The 14,273-nt window shown below is 67.6% G+C and carries 16 protein-coding genes; 4 read left to right on the top strand and 12 right to left on the bottom strand.

The window, feature by feature from the left end; genetic code table 11:
- The first annotated feature begins 273 nt into the window (after positions 1-273).
- The gene (locus tag NW198_RS00145) at positions 274-780 is read left to right on the top strand and encodes a phage NinH family protein (RefSeq protein WP_258339511.1); all 507 of its coding nucleotides are present in this window, start codon (positions 274-276) and stop codon (positions 778-780) included.
- Positions 781-1,000: 220 nt separating this feature from the next.
- Here NW198_RS00145 and NW198_RS00140 read toward each other — a convergent pair whose 3' ends face one another.
- From NW198_RS00140 to NW198_RS00125, 4 genes are all read right to left on the bottom strand, one after another.
- Positions 1,001-1,759, bottom strand: a complete 759-nt coding sequence (locus NW198_RS00140) for an AAA family ATPase (RefSeq protein ID WP_258339510.1) — start codon at positions 1,757-1,759, stop codon at positions 1,001-1,003.
- Between the two features lie 4 nt (positions 1,760-1,763).
- Positions 1,764-2,135: a PIN domain-containing protein gene (locus tag NW198_RS00135; RefSeq protein ID WP_258339509.1), complete on the bottom strand. Its 372-nt coding sequence runs from the start codon at positions 2,133-2,135 to the stop codon at positions 1,764-1,766.
- Positions 2,119-2,403 carry a type II toxin-antitoxin system Phd/YefM family antitoxin gene (locus NW198_RS00130; protein WP_258339508.1) on the bottom strand — a complete coding sequence of 95 codons (285 nt, stop codon included), beginning with the start codon at positions 2,401-2,403 and terminating at the stop codon, positions 2,119-2,121. The genes NW198_RS00135 and NW198_RS00130 overlap by 17 nt, the downstream gene beginning before the upstream one ends.
- Before the next feature lie 128 nt (positions 2,404-2,531).
- Complete coding sequence (locus NW198_RS00125) at positions 2,532-2,861, bottom strand: helix-turn-helix transcriptional regulator (RefSeq protein ID WP_258339507.1); 330 nt, start codon at positions 2,859-2,861, stop codon at positions 2,532-2,534.
- Positions 2,862-2,945: 84 nt separating this feature from the next.
- Between NW198_RS00125 and NW198_RS00120 the strand changes: the two genes are divergently transcribed.
- The gene (locus NW198_RS00120) at positions 2,946-3,416 is read left to right on the top strand and encodes a helix-turn-helix domain-containing protein (protein ID WP_258339506.1); all 471 of its coding nucleotides are present in this window, start codon (positions 2,946-2,948) and stop codon (positions 3,414-3,416) included.
- Positions 3,409-4,320: an IS3 family transposase gene (locus tag NW198_RS00115; RefSeq protein ID WP_309147699.1), complete on the top strand. Its 912-nt coding sequence runs from the start codon at positions 3,409-3,411 to the stop codon at positions 4,318-4,320. Before NW198_RS00120 ends, NW198_RS00115 begins: the two co-directional genes overlap by 8 nt.
- A 68-nt stretch (positions 4,321-4,388) precedes the next feature.
- On the opposite strand, the gene NW198_RS00110 is transcribed toward NW198_RS00115, so the two are convergent.
- The 5 genes from NW198_RS00110 to NW198_RS00090 are packed head-to-tail and all read right to left on the bottom strand — an operon-like array spanning position 4,389 to position 8,925.
- The gene (locus NW198_RS00110; RefSeq protein ID WP_258339505.1) at positions 4,389-4,760 is read right to left on the bottom strand and encodes a heavy-metal-associated domain-containing protein; all 372 of its coding nucleotides are present in this window, start codon (positions 4,758-4,760) and stop codon (positions 4,389-4,391) included.
- Between the two features lie 40 nt (positions 4,761-4,800).
- The gene (locus tag NW198_RS00105; protein WP_087316697.1) at positions 4,801-5,187 is read right to left on the bottom strand and encodes a YbaN family protein; all 387 of its coding nucleotides are present in this window, start codon (positions 5,185-5,187) and stop codon (positions 4,801-4,803) included.
- Positions 5,184-5,549 carry a nitrous oxide-stimulated promoter family protein gene (locus NW198_RS00100; protein WP_258339504.1) on the bottom strand — a complete coding sequence of 122 codons (366 nt, stop codon included), beginning with the start codon at positions 5,547-5,549 and terminating at the stop codon, positions 5,184-5,186. The genes NW198_RS00105 and NW198_RS00100 overlap by 4 nt, the downstream gene beginning before the upstream one ends.
- Positions 5,549-7,189, bottom strand: coding sequence for a thiol reductant ABC exporter subunit CydC (cydC, locus tag NW198_RS00095; protein WP_309147690.1), 1,641 nt, complete (start codon positions 7,187-7,189; stop codon positions 5,549-5,551). The genes NW198_RS00100 and cydC overlap by 1 nt, the downstream gene beginning before the upstream one ends.
- Positions 7,186-8,925, bottom strand: coding sequence for an ABC transporter ATP-binding protein/permease (locus tag NW198_RS00090; protein WP_258339503.1), 1,740 nt, complete (start codon positions 8,923-8,925; stop codon positions 7,186-7,188). Before NW198_RS00090 ends, cydC begins: the two co-directional genes overlap by 4 nt.
- Before the next feature lie 302 nt (positions 8,926-9,227).
- Between NW198_RS00090 and NW198_RS00085 the strand changes: the two genes are divergently transcribed.
- Entirely contained in the window at positions 9,228-10,454 is a 1,227-nt protein-coding gene (locus NW198_RS00085) for a putative ABC transporter permease (protein ID WP_258339502.1), read from the top strand.
- An 11-nt stretch (positions 10,455-10,465) separates the two neighbouring features.
- Here NW198_RS00085 and lgt read toward each other — a convergent pair whose 3' ends face one another.
- From lgt to NW198_RS00070, 3 genes are all read right to left on the bottom strand, one after another.
- Entirely contained in the window at positions 10,466-11,284 is an 819-nt protein-coding gene (gene lgt / locus NW198_RS00080) for a prolipoprotein diacylglyceryl transferase (RefSeq protein ID WP_258339501.1), read from the bottom strand.
- 28 nt (positions 11,285-11,312) lie between these two features.
- The gene (locus NW198_RS00075) at positions 11,313-11,549 is read right to left on the bottom strand and encodes a NifU family protein (RefSeq protein ID WP_072372575.1); all 237 of its coding nucleotides are present in this window, start codon (positions 11,547-11,549) and stop codon (positions 11,313-11,315) included.
- 98 nt (positions 11,550-11,647) lie between these two features.
- Positions 11,648-14,179, bottom strand: a complete 2,532-nt coding sequence (locus tag NW198_RS00070) for a U32 family peptidase (RefSeq protein WP_258339500.1) — start codon at positions 14,177-14,179, stop codon at positions 11,648-11,650.
- Between the last annotated feature and the right edge of the window lie 94 nt (positions 14,180-14,273).

The following is a 14,273-nucleotide window of genomic DNA, read 5'->3' as shown; positions in this document are numbered from 1 at the left end:
CCGATTTTGCGGCAACCAGAAGGCGCCTGCAGGTTGCGCGCCGCAGGTAGATGGGCTTATCGGTGGCCAGCGCACCACTCTGCGTAGACGCGTGCGGTTGTGCACACTCCTCTGCGTTGTGTACACCCGACGGCGATGTGCGCACTTCTCGCCAACGCGTCTACCTGCGGATTTGTCGAGAAGGACCTCTGAGGCAGTGTACACAACGCCGAGGAGTGCGCACACCGCCCGGACGTGGTACAAAGGAGGCCCACCCCGAACGAAGGAGGCCTTATGCGCCACCGTGCCGTCGCGCTTATCCTTGCTGCCGCGCTGTCCTTCTCGCTTGCCGGATGCTTTGGCCTAGGCGATAAGAGCGAGGACTCGACCGGCCTCACGGACATGCTGACAGACATGGCAGAGAACGCCACGGAGATTGCACGCGAGCTCGAGAGCATTGACTGGAGCAAGACCGTCCGCGCCGTGGTGTACGATGCGGACGGCACGCAGGTGGCCGAGATCACGGACCAGGCGCAGATCGACGAGATCTTCTCGCCCCTCTCCCAGGTGAGCGGCCTGGCGCCCACCCCGGACGCCGAGCGGGAGTACGTGGTCGAGATCTGGGAGCCCGAGACCGTCAAGCTGGGACAGTCCGCAGACGACGTGGGCGAGTACAAGGGCCTGGAGGTCGTCACCTACAAGGGCTCCGACGTGGTCACGCTCACGGTGGTGCCCATCAGCCTCTCGATCAACCTCTCGAGCGAGGGCGGCGTCGCCGACGCCATCCGCGCGCTCGCGTAGGGCCGGGTTCGGCGGTGTGCGCACTCAGCGGCGGTGTGCGCACTTCTCGACAACGCATCTACCTGCGCATCTGTCGAGAAGGACCTCTGAGGCAGTGTGCACAACGCCGAGGAGTGCGCACAACGCCCGCGGCACGAGCCGGCTATCTCAGGTACACGGAATTGGGGAAGCGCGTCTCTATGGCACGTTTTGGGTCAAAAGGGGACTGTCCCCTTTTGAATCACCCAAGCAGCCGACGCAGCAGGCCTTCGCGACCGTTGATGAAGAGCTCCGTCACTTGATACGCCTCGGTCTCCTCGTAGGAAATCTCGCGCAGCCGCTCGCCATCAAACGAGACGATCTGAGACCCCGGCAGCCCAAGCAGAATCGGAGAGTGCGACGCCACGATGAGCTGGCTTCCGTGCTCGGCAAGCTCGTGCATCTCATAGAGCAGCGTGAGCTGGCGCGAAGGCGAGAGCGCGGCCTCGGGCTCATCCAGGAAGTAGAGGCCGTTCTCCTTGGAGCTGTCCTGGATGAAGCCGAGAAACGCCTCTCCGTGCGACATCTCGTGCAGGTAGCTCCTGCGGCCGGTGGCGGGGTTGCGATACGTCATGCCCTCTCCGCCCGGCGAGAGGCTGTAATCCTCCGCCTTGCTCGCCACGTTGTAAAAGCTCTCCGCACGCAGGAAGAACGTGTTCCACGGACGCAGCAGGTCTCGCCTCATGTCGATGCCCTCATGCAGCGCGGAATGCGAGTCGTGCGTGCGAAAGACATAGTTCTCCGTGCCGCCCTCCGGGTTAAGCCCGTACGCCACCGCCATAGCTTCAAGCAGCGTCGACTTGCCCGAGCCGTTCTCTCCGACAAAAAACGTCACGTTGCTCGTGAAGAAGAGCGGCTCTTTCCCCAACGCCACAAGTGCGGGAATGTTTCGCAGATAGTCATCAGTACGGACAAGCTCCCAGCGAATGGCTACCGACTTGATGAAGTGCCCCTCGCCCATAGCATCACCTCTCGACTCTGCCGAGAAGACCAATGAGCTTCTTGTCAAACGTCACGACGTCGCGTCCGAGCTCCTGGCGCTCTGCAGCCAGCACGCAATCGACAAAGTCGAACGAGCTGCCGCTGTAGAGCCCAAGCGCCGCCGCAGCCACGTTCTTGCGCCGACACGTGACCTCGTCGAGCAGGATGCCGAGGCTCTCCGCGATGCGCGACCTCGGCACATGGTAGACGCCCGCGAGCACGTAGACGCACTCCGCGAGGACTTCGACGGTTATCTCGACACCCCGTGCAATGGTCTCGGCAGCGGCCTCTGCCTGCTCCTGGTTGTCCTCCAGTAGGTAGCGAAGCGCCGCGTTGGCATCAAGCAGGGATTCCATGCTTTGCCTCCATCGCCCGGGCGAAGGCCCCCTCTTCGAGGCCAAGAGCGTCCTCGTCCGCGTACTCGGCGAGAAGACCGCGCGCCCGACCACCCGCGCTCTCCGCACGCGGCAGGGGCACGACGAGCGCCGCCGGGCGTCCGTAGCGCTCGAGAATCGCAGCCTCGCCGTTCTTCTCGGCACGCTCGACTATGCTACTGAGATGAGCCTTTGCCTCAGCGATGCCCATGCGCGCGGCACCCTCAAGGTCGACAGTCAACGTTGTCATAGGGCTCGCCTCCTTCGTTGAGACAAGTATAACCAACATGTTGGTCATATAGAAAAGCCCGATGATACGAAGGGGCTGTCCCTTCGAATCATCGCCTGGCTCATGGAGACGCTGTTCGAGCAAATGGATTAAAAGGGGTCTGTCCCCTTTTGAATCACCCATGCGCGCGGGGACATGCCCGTGAAGCCGGAGAAGGCGTGGCAGAAGGCCGAGGAGCTCGGGTAGCCGAGAAGGACGGCGACCTCGGAGACGCTACGATCCCCGCCCTCAAGGAGGCGGCACGCGAGCTCCATCCGCAGCTGGCGCGCATAGGCGCCCACGCCCTGCCCCGTCTCGCTCCTGAACGCGTCGCAGAGCCGCGACCGGCTCACGTAGAGCTTGCGCGCGAGGTCATCGACGGAAGGCGGCGCGCCGCCCTCTTCGACGGCAGCCGACAGGAGCCTCCTCGCGTGACTCACCAGCGAGCCCTCGTCTTGTTCGGCGCCTCTCCCGTCCGTGAACTGCCTCCCATTTCTTGGACAACGAGAAATGGGAGGTTTTTCATGGCGCAGGACATGAGGGTCAAATACGATGTTGCCCTGAGAAGGAAGGCTGCCGACCTCTTCGGCAGGGGGCTCGGCTACCGTGCCGTGTCGACCGAGCTCGAGATACCCAGGAGGACGGCGAAGGGGTGGCAGCGCAGGTTCCGCGCCACCGGGGCGGAGGGGTTGCTCGACGTGGGCGGCTCGCAGTACAGATACAGCTTCGAGACGAAGCTGGCCGCCGCGAGGGCGGTGGTCGAGGAGGGGGCCACGAGGTCCGAGGCGATGGCGCGCTTCGGGGTCAGGTCCGAGGCGCCGATCTCGAAGTGGGTGAAGTCCTACCGGGAGGGCGGCGAGGAGGCGCTCCGGCCGAAGCCGAAGGGCTGGCCCAGGGGGTCGGGCTCGAGGGCGGCGCCGATGACGCGCGAGCAGGAGCTCGAGCGCGAGGTCAGGCGGCTCGAGGCCGAGGTGGCGTACCTAAAAAATCGATAGCCCTGAAGGCGGGGCTTCGCTCCCGAGCCGGGAGAAGGCCCTAGCGGTCGCCGAGCTTTCAGGGCTGGGCCACGGCCTCGACGACCTGCTGCGCGCCGCCGGGCTCGCCAGGTCCACCCACTACTACGCGCTCGCTCACCCGAAGAAGCCGACCAGGCCGGAGCTCCGGCCGCGGGTCGCCGAGATCTTCGGCAGGCTCCCCAACGGCGTGGGCCACCGGCAGATAGCGATGGAGCTGAGGGCGGTCGACGGCGAGCGGATAGCGGACAAGACGGTGCTCAAGATGATGCGCGAGATGGGGCTGCGCTGCGGGATCAGGCGCGAGACCGACTACCACAGGCACAGCTCGTACAAGGGGGAGGTCGGCGAGACCTTCGAGAACGTGCTCGGCCGGGACTTCGCCGCCGACGGCCCCTGGCAGAAGATGGGCACCGACGTCACCGAGTTCAAGCTCTCCTTCGGCAAGGCCTACCTCGCCCCGGTCTACGACTTCGGCAGCAAGGGGATCGTGGCGCACTCGATCTCGGAGCGCCCCGACCTCGCCCAGCAGGAGGAGATGCTCGCCATGCTCGTGGCGGCAAAGCCCGAGGGGACGGCACCGGTCCTGCACTCGGACATGGGGTGGCAGTACCAGCACGCGACGTACGTCGAGGCCCTCGCGGAGAACGGCTTCGTGCAGAGCATGTCGCGCAAGGGCAACCGCATCGACAACGGCGCGACCGAGCAGGTCTTCGGACACATCAAGGACGAGTTCTTCCGCGGTCGCGACTGGGGGACGTTCGAGGAGTTCAAGCGCGACCTCGAGGCCTACATTCACCACTGGAACAATACGAGGCGGCAGGTCAAGCTGAAGGGCCTGACCCCGGTCGAGTTCCGGGAGCAGGCCCTTCGGGAGGCCGCCTAGCGGTTATGATTTAGCGCGTCCAAGTTCTGGGGCGCAGTTCAATTCAAAGGGGGGCGTCTCCTTTTGAATCACCCTTGGGTCACCCGGTAACCGGCGGACTCCACGGCTTCGGCCAGCGCAGCGTGATCGATCGGATCCTTGGAGAGCACGCGCACGCGGTCGGGCAGGGTCGCGCGCGCCCACACGCCGCCGATGCCGTCGAGCGCGGTCTCCACGGCGGCGAGGCAGTGCTCGCAGTGCATCCCCTCGACGGTGAGGTCGGCCGAGTAGGGGTAGTGCGCCTCGTTGGTGTCGGCAACCGTCGGGCGCGCGACGTGGGACCCGGCGTCCCCGCCCGAGCGCCCGCAGCCACAGCCGCCCCGGCGGAGCGTCCGCAGGTAGCGCTGCACAGCGAGAAGGACGACCGCCACCACGGCCAGGACGATAATGACGTTGATCATGGCAACCTCCTTGCGAGCCCGCGTTCTTCTCGCCCGCCGCTCACGCCTCCGCAGGCACGCGACGGGTCTTCACGACAAAGCAGAAGTACAGGATGTGGAACGCCCACACGCACGCCAGCACGATCTGGCCAACGCGCACCTGGTGCATCATGACAAAGCCGATGGACATGAGCACGGTCACCGTGACCATCACGCGGATCTTGGTGGCCCAGTCCATGCCCTGGCCGGTCACGTAGCTCTCGAGGTTCTTCTTGTAGAGCTTGGTGGCCGTGAACCAGGCGTGCAGACGCTCAGAGCTCTTGGCAAAGCAGAACGCCGCAAGCATCAAAAACGGAAACGCCGGCAGCAGCGGAACCACCGCGCCCACAGCCCCCAGCGCGAGCCCAACGCAGCCAAGCGCTACCAGCAGCACCTTCTTCACCTTCATGCGTTCTCCTTGGAAAGTCGCCTCTTCTCGGCCTTGGTCTCTATGACGTGACGGACGGCCGCCACGGGGTGATGGAAGATCATGCGCGGGCCCGAGAAGCGCATGACCTCGCGGATCTTCTCGCGCATCTCTGGCTTGTAGCAGTGCACGCGGCAGTTTGAGCAGAAGGTCTTGGTCTCCATGAAGGGACAGCGGTCGCTGCGCCGCCGCGCGTACTCCGCGAGCTCGGCGCACTCCGGGCAGAGCTCGCCGCCGCGCGTGCCGTGGCGCTTGCGGCAGTAGAGCGCGATCATCTCGGAGACCATGCGTTTCTCGCGCTCGCGCTTGGCCGCCACGAGCGCGGTGTCGGGCGTGCGCGCCATCAGCTGACCCTCCCGTCCTCTACGGAGATCACGGCGTCGGCGATGCGCATCGTGGACGGGCGGTGGGAGACGAGAAGCACCGTCCGCTCGCCGCGCTCCTCGGCGATGGAGCGCAGGATGACGGCCTCGTTCAGGCTGTCGAGGTTGCTCGTGGGCTCGTCGAGCAGCATGAGCGGGGCGTCGTGCAGGAAGGCGCGGGCGAGGCCCAGGCGCTGGCGCTCGCCGCCGGAGAGGGTGTCGCCGAGCTCGCCGACGGGCGTGTCGTAGCCGGCCGGCAGGCTCATCACAAAGTCATGCACCGAGGCCTTGCGGCAGGCGGCCTCGATCTCTTTGTCCGTCGCGTCGAGCCGCGCGATGCGCAGGTTGTTGCGGATGCTGTCGTGGAAGAGGTGGGTCTCCTGCGTGACGAGGGACTCCAGGTCGCGCAGGTTGGCCGTGTCCACGCGGCGCACGTCGCGCCCGGAGACGGAGACGCTTCCCTCGTCCGCGTCCCAGAACCGCATGAACAGGCGCAGCAGGGTGGACTTGCCAGAGCCGGAGCGCCCGGTGATGCCCACGATTCTGCCGGCAGGGGCCTCGAGCGAGACGTCCGCGAGCACCCGCTCGTTCCCGTAGGAGAAGCTCACGTGGCTTGCCGCGGCGCCGTCGAAGTCCATGTGCTTCTCGCCCGTGACCTCAGGCGTTACCGGCTCCTCATCCAGGATGGCGAGCACGCGCTCCCCCGCCGCGAGGGTGGGCTGCAGCGTGGAGCCCAGGTTCGCGAGCGCCACCACCGGGCCGAACGAGCTCATGAGCGCGAGCACCGGGATGAGCACCCCGTCAAAGCCCACGGCACCGGCACGGTGAAGCGCCGCCGCCACGAGCAGCATGACCAGGTCGCAGGCGAGAATGACGGTGCCCGTGAGCGCCGTCGCGCGACCGGTGGAGCGCTTCATGCGCTCCTCGTCCGCGGCAAGCGCGCGGGACCGCTCGTCCATCTGAGCAAGGCGCTCCGCACCTGCGCCGTACTGCAGAATCTCGTCCAGGCCGCGCAGGCTCTCCAGCACGAAGCTCGAGAGCTCGCCCGCACCGGCGCGGAAGCGCGCACCGGCGTCACCAGCGAGGCGCGCCGCAACGAGCGGGCACGCCACGCCCACGGCGAGATACGACGCCGCGGCCACAGCTGCGAGCAGCGGGTGGAAGCTCCCGATGAAGGCGCAGGCACCCGCGCAGAAGAGGAGCGCAATCGCCGCCGGTGAGATGGTGTGCGCGTAGAAGACCTCGAGAAGCTCGATGTCCGAGGTGATGAGCGAGATGAGGTCGCCGCGGTCTCGCCCCTCGAGCTTGGCCGGGGCAAGGCGCCGCAATGCCCGGAACACGCGGTCGCGGACGAGCGCGAGCAGCTTGAACGCGATGAAGTGGTTGCACGCCTGCTCGCCGTAGCGCAGGAGCCCGCGCGCCACGGCGCAGACCGCCATCGCAGCGACGAGGCCGGCGAGCGAGGCAGCCGCGCCGTCCGCAAGCACCGCGAGCACGCCGTAGCCGCCGAGCACCGTGATCGCCGCCGCGCAGACGTGACCGAGAAGCCCCATGAGGATTGCCAGCACCATGAATCCCATGAGCGGGCGCACCAGCCCCACGAGCCGAAGCATCACCCTCATGCGACCATCCTCTTCGCCGCACCGTATTCCTCAAGCTCGCGCTGGGCGCGCCAGAGCGTGGCGTAGCGGCCGCCCGCGGCAACGAGGTCGTCATGGCGCCCGTGCTCCACCACGCGCCCGCCGTCGAGCACGAAGATCTTGTCCGCCCCCACCACATTCGCCAGGCGGTGCGAGATGAGGATCACCGTCGCGCGGCCGGCAAGCCCGCGAACGGCGTCCATGATGGCGTCCTCGCTCTCCGCGTCTACGTTGGAGGTGGCCTCGTCAAAGACGTAGACCGGCGTGGTGTGCAGCAGCGCGCGGGCGATGGCCAGGCGCTGGCGCTGACCTCCGGAGAGGTTGGAGCCACGCTCCGCGAGCTGTGTGTCCAGCCCGCCTTCGCCGCGCAGGAAGGCTGCCAGGCGCGTGGCCTCGAGCGCGGACCAGAGCGCATCGTCGCTCGCCGCCGGCGCCGCGACCAGCAGGTTCTCTCGCACCGTCCCCTTGAAGAGGTAGCTCTCGTGACCCACGTACGTCACGTTGGCGAGCAGGTCAGCCGCGTCGAGCGCGCCGACCTCAACGCCGCCCACCGCAAGCGACCCCGCGTACCCGCGCAGGCGCCCCAGCAGGAGCGCCGCGAGCGTCGACTTGCCGCAGCCGGACTCCCCCACCACCGCCACGAAGCCGCCCGCCGGCACGTCGAGGTCGACGCCGCCCAGCACCTCACGGCCCTCCTCGTACGAGAAGCACAGGCCGCGGGCTTGCACGTCGCAACGCTCAGGGAACGCGGCGCCGCCCGCCGGCGGCTCCGGCAGGTCCAGCAGCCGGAAGATCTTCTCGCTCGCCGCCATGCCGTTCATGGCTACGTGGAAGAACGACCCCAGCTGGCGCATGGGGATGAAGTAGTCCGCCGCCAGCAGGATGATGGCCAAACACCCGCCCAGGCCCACGGCCCCCGCGGCCATCTGCGTGAGCGCCACCGCCACGCCCGCGGCCGCTCCTCCGTAGGCGACGAGGTCCATGATCGTGATGGAGTTGAGCTGCATCGTGAGCACGCGCATGGTGATGCGGCGGAACTTCTCGGCCTGCTCGTTCATCTCGGCCTGCTTGAACTCGTCGGCCTGGTAGACCTTGAGGGTGGTGAGGCCCTGCAGGTTCTCGAGGAAGGTGTCACCGAGCTCGGTGTACTGCCCCCAGTAGCGGCCGAGCAGCCTCTTTGCCCAAGTCTGCACCGCGGCGATGGCCACCGGGATGAGCGGCACGCACACGAGCAGCACCACCGCCGCCGGCACGCTCACAAAGGCCAGGGCCACGAAGAGCGTGAGCGGGGCGAGAAGTGCGTAGAAGAGCTGCGGGAGGTAGGCGGCAAAGTAGGTCTCCAGCTGGTCTGCGCCCTCCACGGCCACCTGCACGACCTCGGAGGTGCGCACGTCCGCACGGTAGCTCGGCCCCAGGCGCAGGAGCTTCTCGTAGATCTGGTGGCGCAACGTGCGCTTGACCGCGCAGCTGGCGAGGTAGCCCATACGCGCCGCAGCTACGGCGCAGACTCCGCGAACCAGCGCTGAAGCCGCGACGCAGACAGCAAGGAACGCAAGGTCCTTCTCGCCCGCGACGCCCGCCCAGAGCCCGGCGAGCGTCCGGCACACCACGAGGATCATCGCCATGTTGGCCACGAGCGAGGCCCATTGCAGCGCCACGCTCGCGCCCACGTATCTCATGCTCCCCGGCACCGCGCCGATGAGCCGCCTGTCAATCATCACGTGTCGTCGCCCCTCACGTCCGACGGATCGTTCTGTTAGCCATAGTAAACTATTTGAGCGATGGTGTTAGCCGGGCGTAACTTTTCCGCATCCCTTTCCGTGGGCGAGAAGGACGTGCGGCTTGCGGACGGCTCTTCTCGACAAACCGTCCGGACGCCGCGCCTCTTTGGTTAACATGCGGCAGATGGACGGTTCTTCTCGTCAAAGCGTCCAGATGCCGCGCCTCTGGCCTCCTCGGGTTTGCTGTCCGTGGTTCGGGGTACGATGTTGCCAATGTCACCGCCTCCGAAGGAACCCTCATGAGCAAAGCCCCCACGCACGCGGCGCACGCGGCCGTCCCCGCCGAGAGCCGCAAGATCTCGCCGCTGCTCAAGCTCTACGGCATCTACTGCCTCGTCACGGCGGCAGCCGTCATCGCGCTGATCGCCCTCATCACGGTCCCGCTCGTCCAGTACGGCGCCGAGCTCTTCCGCGAGCGCCACGACGTCACGCTCACGATGACGCTCACGGTCCTGCAGATCGTGACCATGTTCGTGGGCGCGGCCGGCTACGTCGCGTTTGGCGTGCTCATGCTGCAAAACCGCCGTCGACACGTCGCTCAGATCGCCTACGGCCTCGTGGGCGTGGGCGTCGTCAACCTCATCCTCGAGATCATGCTCAACGGCTTTGGCGACAACCTCATCTACAGCGGCGTGCGCCTGCTCATCCTCGTCGTGATCTCCGCGACCATCGACCCCACCCTCATCACGGAGCGCCAGCTCCAGCGCAAGCTGCGCGACATGGAGACGGAGGAGGCCGCCGAGGCCGGCACGCTCGGGCGCGCCAAGGGCGACCGCGGCTTCATCGAGCTCGACTTCTTCAACCTGTTCTGGGTCTTTGTGGTCTGCTGCGTGCTGGGGCTGATCATCGAGACCGTCTACCACATGGTCGTGGTGGACCCCGGCGTCTACCAGGACCGCGCCGGCATGCTCTACGGACCCTTCTCGCCGATCTACGGCTTTGGCGCCGTCCTCATGACGGTGGCGCTCAACCGCTTCTACCGAGCGAACCCGGTGGTCATCTTCTTGGTCTCCGCGGTGATCGGCGGCCTCTTCGAGGCGGCGGTCTCCTGGTTCATGCAGGTGGGCTTTGGCGCCGTGGCCTGGGACTACTCGGGCTCCACGATCTTTGGCCTGTTCCCCGACCCCATCGCCGCGCTCTTTGGCGGCCGCACGTCCACGCTCTTCATGTGCATGTGGGGCGCGCTGGGCTTTGTCTGGATCAAGGTCTGCCTGCCGTGGCTGCTCAAGCTCATCAACCTCATCCCCTGGCAGGCGCGCTACTCCGTGACCGCCGTATGCGCGGCGCTCATGCTGGTCAACGGCGTCATGACGCTGCAGTCCCTCGAGTGCTGGTACCAACGTGAGAGTGGCCTCGCGCCGTCATCGCCGGTCGAGGAGTTCTACGCAGAGCACTACGACGACGCCTACATGGCACACCGCTTCCAGTCCATGACCATCACGCCCGAGGACTCCGCCCGCGCGTAGGGGCGGGGCGGCTACCGCTCGACGTAGCCCACCTGCGGGCGCGCCAGACGGTGCGCCACGACCAAGATCGCGACACCGAGAAAAACGAGCGGAAGGCTCAGCAGCTGGCCCATCGTGATGGGGCCAAAGAGGTAGCCGAGCTGCGCGTCCGGCACGCGGACAAACTCAACGAGGAAGCGGAACACGCCGTAGAGCGCGAGGAACATGCCCATGAAGGTGCCCTGCGGGCGCGGCGGCACACGGCGCGACATCACGTACAGCACCGCGAAGATCACGAGTCCCTCGAGGACGGCCTCGTAGAGCTGGGAGGGGTGACGGTACACGCCTCCGCCGGTCTCAAACATGACGCCCCAGGGAAGCGTGGTCTCCTTGCCCCAAAGCTCGCCGTTCACGAAGTTGGCGCAGCGGCCAAAGAAGAGGCCGAGCGGCGCGCCGATGACGCCGAGGTCGCAGATCGTGGGAATGGAGATGCCGTAGTGCCGGCACACCAGGCTGCCGCCGATAACGGCGCCAACGAGGCCGCCGTGGAAGCTCATGCCGCCGTGGCTGAGCATGAAGATCTCGAGCGGGTTCTCGAGGTAGTAGCCCGCCCCGTAGAAGAGCACGTAGAACAGGCGCGCGCCGATGATGATGCCAAAGACCACGCCGATCACGATCGAGAAGACGTCGTCAACGGAAAGGCCGAGCTTCCAGCGCCTCTGCGTGCGCCACATCACCACGCCCGCGCAGATGAAGCCGGCGAGGTAGGCGAGGGCGTACCAGCGCACGGTGAGCGGCCCCAGCGAGAAGGCCACCGGGTCGAGCATGTGGTAAAGGTCATCGAGAAACACGTTCTTCTCCGCCCGTTCTTCTCGCCCGCTAGAAGGCGGCGGGCTGGACGCGCGTCACGCCGGGGACGTGCTCCATGAGGATGCGCTCGATGCCCTCGGACATGTCGAGACTCGAGAGCGGGCAGCCGGCGCAGGCGCCCTGCATCTCGAGGGTGACCACGCCGTCGTCGGTGCAGTCGATGAGGGCGACGTCACCGCCGTCCGCCTGGAGGCTCTGACGGATGACGTCGAGGGTGGCGTCGAGAAGTGCGCGATCAACGGCCATGATGAGTCCTTTCGCAGGCCCCGCGGCTGCGGGGCGTAGGGTTGGCAGGTTGACAAAATAACCTGACGACATTGTCAACTTGTGGTCCGTGGAACATGTTACCCAATGCCGGCAAAAAGATGCCCGGAAGTGGCTCCGCTCGCTCGGGATGCGGGACGACGACCGTCGCGGACGGCCTCGACCGCGCGGGCCACGCGCGCGACGGCGGCGCTCACCTCGGCGGAGTCCATGAGCTGGCCGTCCACCAGAAGGCGCGACACGCCGGCCGCGATGAGCTCCGTCGCCTGCGGAGTCGCATCGAGCGGGCTTGCCGAGAAGATCCTCGAGCGCCCGTTGACGTCGGTGCGGACGGGGAGCTCCCTGCCGTCGATGTTGCGCAGCGAGAGCCGGCGGCGACGCAGCGCGCAGCGGCGGCAATCGTGGACGCACTGGTCGAGCGCCTGCAGGACGCAGTGCTCGCTCGTCATCACGCGCTCACGTCCAAAGACCGAGAGACCCACGGGCACGCGGGCCGCGCGTGCGAGCGCGCAGACCTCGTCGAGCGTGAGCTCGGGCGAGAGCCAGACGCCGGCGGCGCCCGCGTCCTCGAGTGCGGCGAGCGCGCTGACGTTGTGGACCGGGATGCAGGAGCGCACCTCGGGGAGCGCCCCGCACGCGGCGGCGAGCGCGAGCTCGGAGACGTTGCCCACGGCGACGGGCTCCTCAGCACGGACCCACGGGTCCAGACGAGCGTGGTCGCCCTCACGGCAGATCTCGTCGAGCCAGGGGACGGTGCCCTCGGGCCACGCATCGGGGCGCTCGGCAAGCTCGTCGGCCGGCGCGTAGACGCGCGTCGCGCCGGCCGCGAGTGCGGCCTCCGCACACTCCGGGCACGTCACGAGCGCGCAGACCTCGGGCTCCGCCGACGTACCGCCGACGGCGGGCGCATCTGTAAATTGGGGACTGTCCCCAATTAACAGAGCGCGCTCGGCATAGGGGGCGAGCAGGGCCTCTTCCAGCAGGCGGCAGGCCTCCGCGCGGACCTTGTGCACGGCCGAGAAGCCCATGCCGCAGCCCGGGTCGAGCTCGACTTCCCAGCCCACGGGCTCAAAGGGGCTCTGGCCCATGCGACCCACGTGCTCCACGAGGTCCTCGACGCACACGGCGCGGGTCTGCGCCGGCTCCACGACAAAGCCCTCGGCGCGCGCCGCAGCGGCCCCATCGACGCACTCGAGCTCCACCTTGAACGGGACCCCCAGGCGCGCGACCACTCGGACGCGCACCGGGCGGCGGCGCACCACGTCCTTGTCGGCCACGCGGGCCGCGTCGTCGAGAGCGCGCTGGGAGCGAATCACGCGCACGACCGAGCCGTCGGGCATCGGCCGGGCGGCGCGGCACGTGATGACGGCGCCCGCCGGGGCGTCGGCGACGGCGTTGGCGGTGAGGAACTGCGTGGGGTCGTCGACCGGGCGAATCTCCAGCAGGTCTCCCGCGCCTACCGGCGCCGTGAGCCGCACGTCGACGTCGGCGCGCGTGTGGCGGCGCATGCGCTCGCGTCCGCCGTTGCCGCCGCCGCGGCGCACGACGGCGTCCTCGAGCTGGCGCGAGCCAACGACCTCGCCCACGACCTCGCCGCGGTTGTTGGAGCGCTCGTAGCTCATCATGTCGTTGTCGGAGTGGCCCCAGAGGTAGCTCTCCGTGAAGTCCCGGTTGAAGGCGCGCCTGAGCCGGCGATGGCGCGCCGTCGCTGCCACCTCGTCCTGCTCGCCCGCCGCCAGCGCGTCGAGCGCGTCGCGGTACGCACCCACCACGGAGAACACGTAGTCCGGGGCCTTCATGCGGCCCTCGACCTTGAGCGAGCCCACGCCCGCGTCGCGCATCTCGGCGAGGTGGTCGACGGTGCAGTAGTCCTTGGGGCAGAGCAGGCGCGTGCCGCCCACCCCGCGGTTCTTCTCGGGAAGCCCCTGCGTGGGAACGCCGGGAATCTCGAGCACGCGCCCCTTCTCGTCCACGAGGTCATACGGCAGCCGACACGGCTGGGCGCAGAGCCCGCGGTTGGCCGAGCGACCGCCCGCAAGCGAGCTCATCAGGCACACGCCCGAATAGCAGAAGCAGAGGGCGCCATGGCCAAAGCACTCCAGCTCCACGCCCTCCTCCGCGATGCGCGAGATCTCCGCCAGCGAGAGCTCGCGCGAGAGGGTCACGCGGTCGACGCCCCAGACGTCGCGGCACCACGCCACGCCGCGGGCGTCCTGGACGTTGGCCTGCGTGGAGACGTGCGTCTCGATCTGGGGCCAGGTGCGGCGGATCTGGGCCATGAGGCCCCAGTCCTGGATGATGAAGGCGTCCGCGCCCAGAAGCCACGCGCGCCGCACGAGCTCCAGAACGCGCGGCATCTCCTCGGTCGAGATCGCCACGTTCACGGTCACGTACGCGCGGGCACCCGCCAGGTGCGCCCGACGACATGCCGCGGCAAACGACTCGTCGTCGAAGTTCTTTGCCCCGCGGCGAGCGTTGAAGTCGTTTCCCAAGCCACAGTAGATGGCATCAGCCCCCGCCGCGAGCGCCGCGTTGAAGGGCTCGGGACCGCCGGCCGGTGCCAGCAGCTCCGGCACGCCGTGAGTCTCAAGAAACGTGGCTCTTCCTGACATAGTTCTGACGCCTCTCTCGGCAAGCTCCAAAAAAACGGGCACGAAGACCGCCTAATCGCATTGGCGATGACCGATCAACTGGAAAACGCGATCA

It is taken from the genome of Thermophilibacter sp. ET337 (genome assembly GCF_024733715.1).
In the GTDB taxonomy this organism is placed as follows: domain Bacteria; phylum Actinomycetota; class Coriobacteriia; order Coriobacteriales; family Atopobiaceae; genus Thermophilibacter.
Note: the sequence above shows the minus strand (reverse complement) of the source record. Positions and strands in the feature narration are given on the sequence as shown.

Bases quoted from the DNA above. Each gene is read 5' to 3' on its own strand.
- NW198_RS00110 (WP_258339505.1), bottom strand. From the start codon at position 4,760: ATGATCAACGTCATTATCGTCCTGGCCGTGGTGGCGGTCGTCCTTCTC.
- NW198_RS00135 (WP_258339509.1), bottom strand. From the start codon at position 2,135: ATGGAATCCCTGCTTGATGCCAACGCGGCGCTTCGCTACCTACTGGAG.
- NW198_RS00130 (WP_258339508.1), bottom strand. From the start codon at position 2,403: ATGACAACGTTGACTGTCGACCTTGAGGGTGCCGCGCGCATGGGCATC.
- NW198_RS00120 (WP_258339506.1), top strand. From the start codon at position 2,946: ATGGCGCAGGACATGAGGGTCAAATACGATGTTGCCCTGAGAAGGAAG.
- NW198_RS00100 (WP_258339504.1), bottom strand. From the start codon at position 5,549: ATGGCGCGCACGCCCGACACCGCGCTCGTGGCGGCCAAGCGCGAGCGC.
- NW198_RS00075 (WP_072372575.1), bottom strand. From the start codon at position 11,549: ATGGCCGTTGATCGCGCACTTCTCGACGCCACCCTCGACGTCATCCGT.
- NW198_RS00085 (WP_258339502.1), top strand. From the start codon at position 9,228: ATGAGCAAAGCCCCCACGCACGCGGCGCACGCGGCCGTCCCCGCCGAG.
- NW198_RS00090 (WP_258339503.1), bottom strand. From the start codon at position 8,925: ATGATTGACAGGCGGCTCATCGGCGCGGTGCCGGGGAGCATGAGATAC.
- NW198_RS00145 (WP_258339511.1), top strand. From the start codon at position 274: ATGCGCCACCGTGCCGTCGCGCTTATCCTTGCTGCCGCGCTGTCCTTC.
- NW198_RS00105 (WP_087316697.1), bottom strand. From the start codon at position 5,187: ATGAAGGTGAAGAAGGTGCTGCTGGTAGCGCTTGGCTGCGTTGGGCTC.
- NW198_RS00140 (WP_258339510.1), bottom strand. From the start codon at position 1,759: ATGGGCGAGGGGCACTTCATCAAGTCGGTAGCCATTCGCTGGGAGCTT.
- NW198_RS00070 (WP_258339500.1), bottom strand. From the start codon at position 14,179: ATGTCAGGAAGAGCCACGTTTCTTGAGACTCACGGCGTGCCGGAGCTG.
- cydC (WP_309147690.1), bottom strand. From the start codon at position 7,189: ATGAGGGTGATGCTTCGGCTCGTGGGGCTGGTGCGCCCGCTCATGGGA.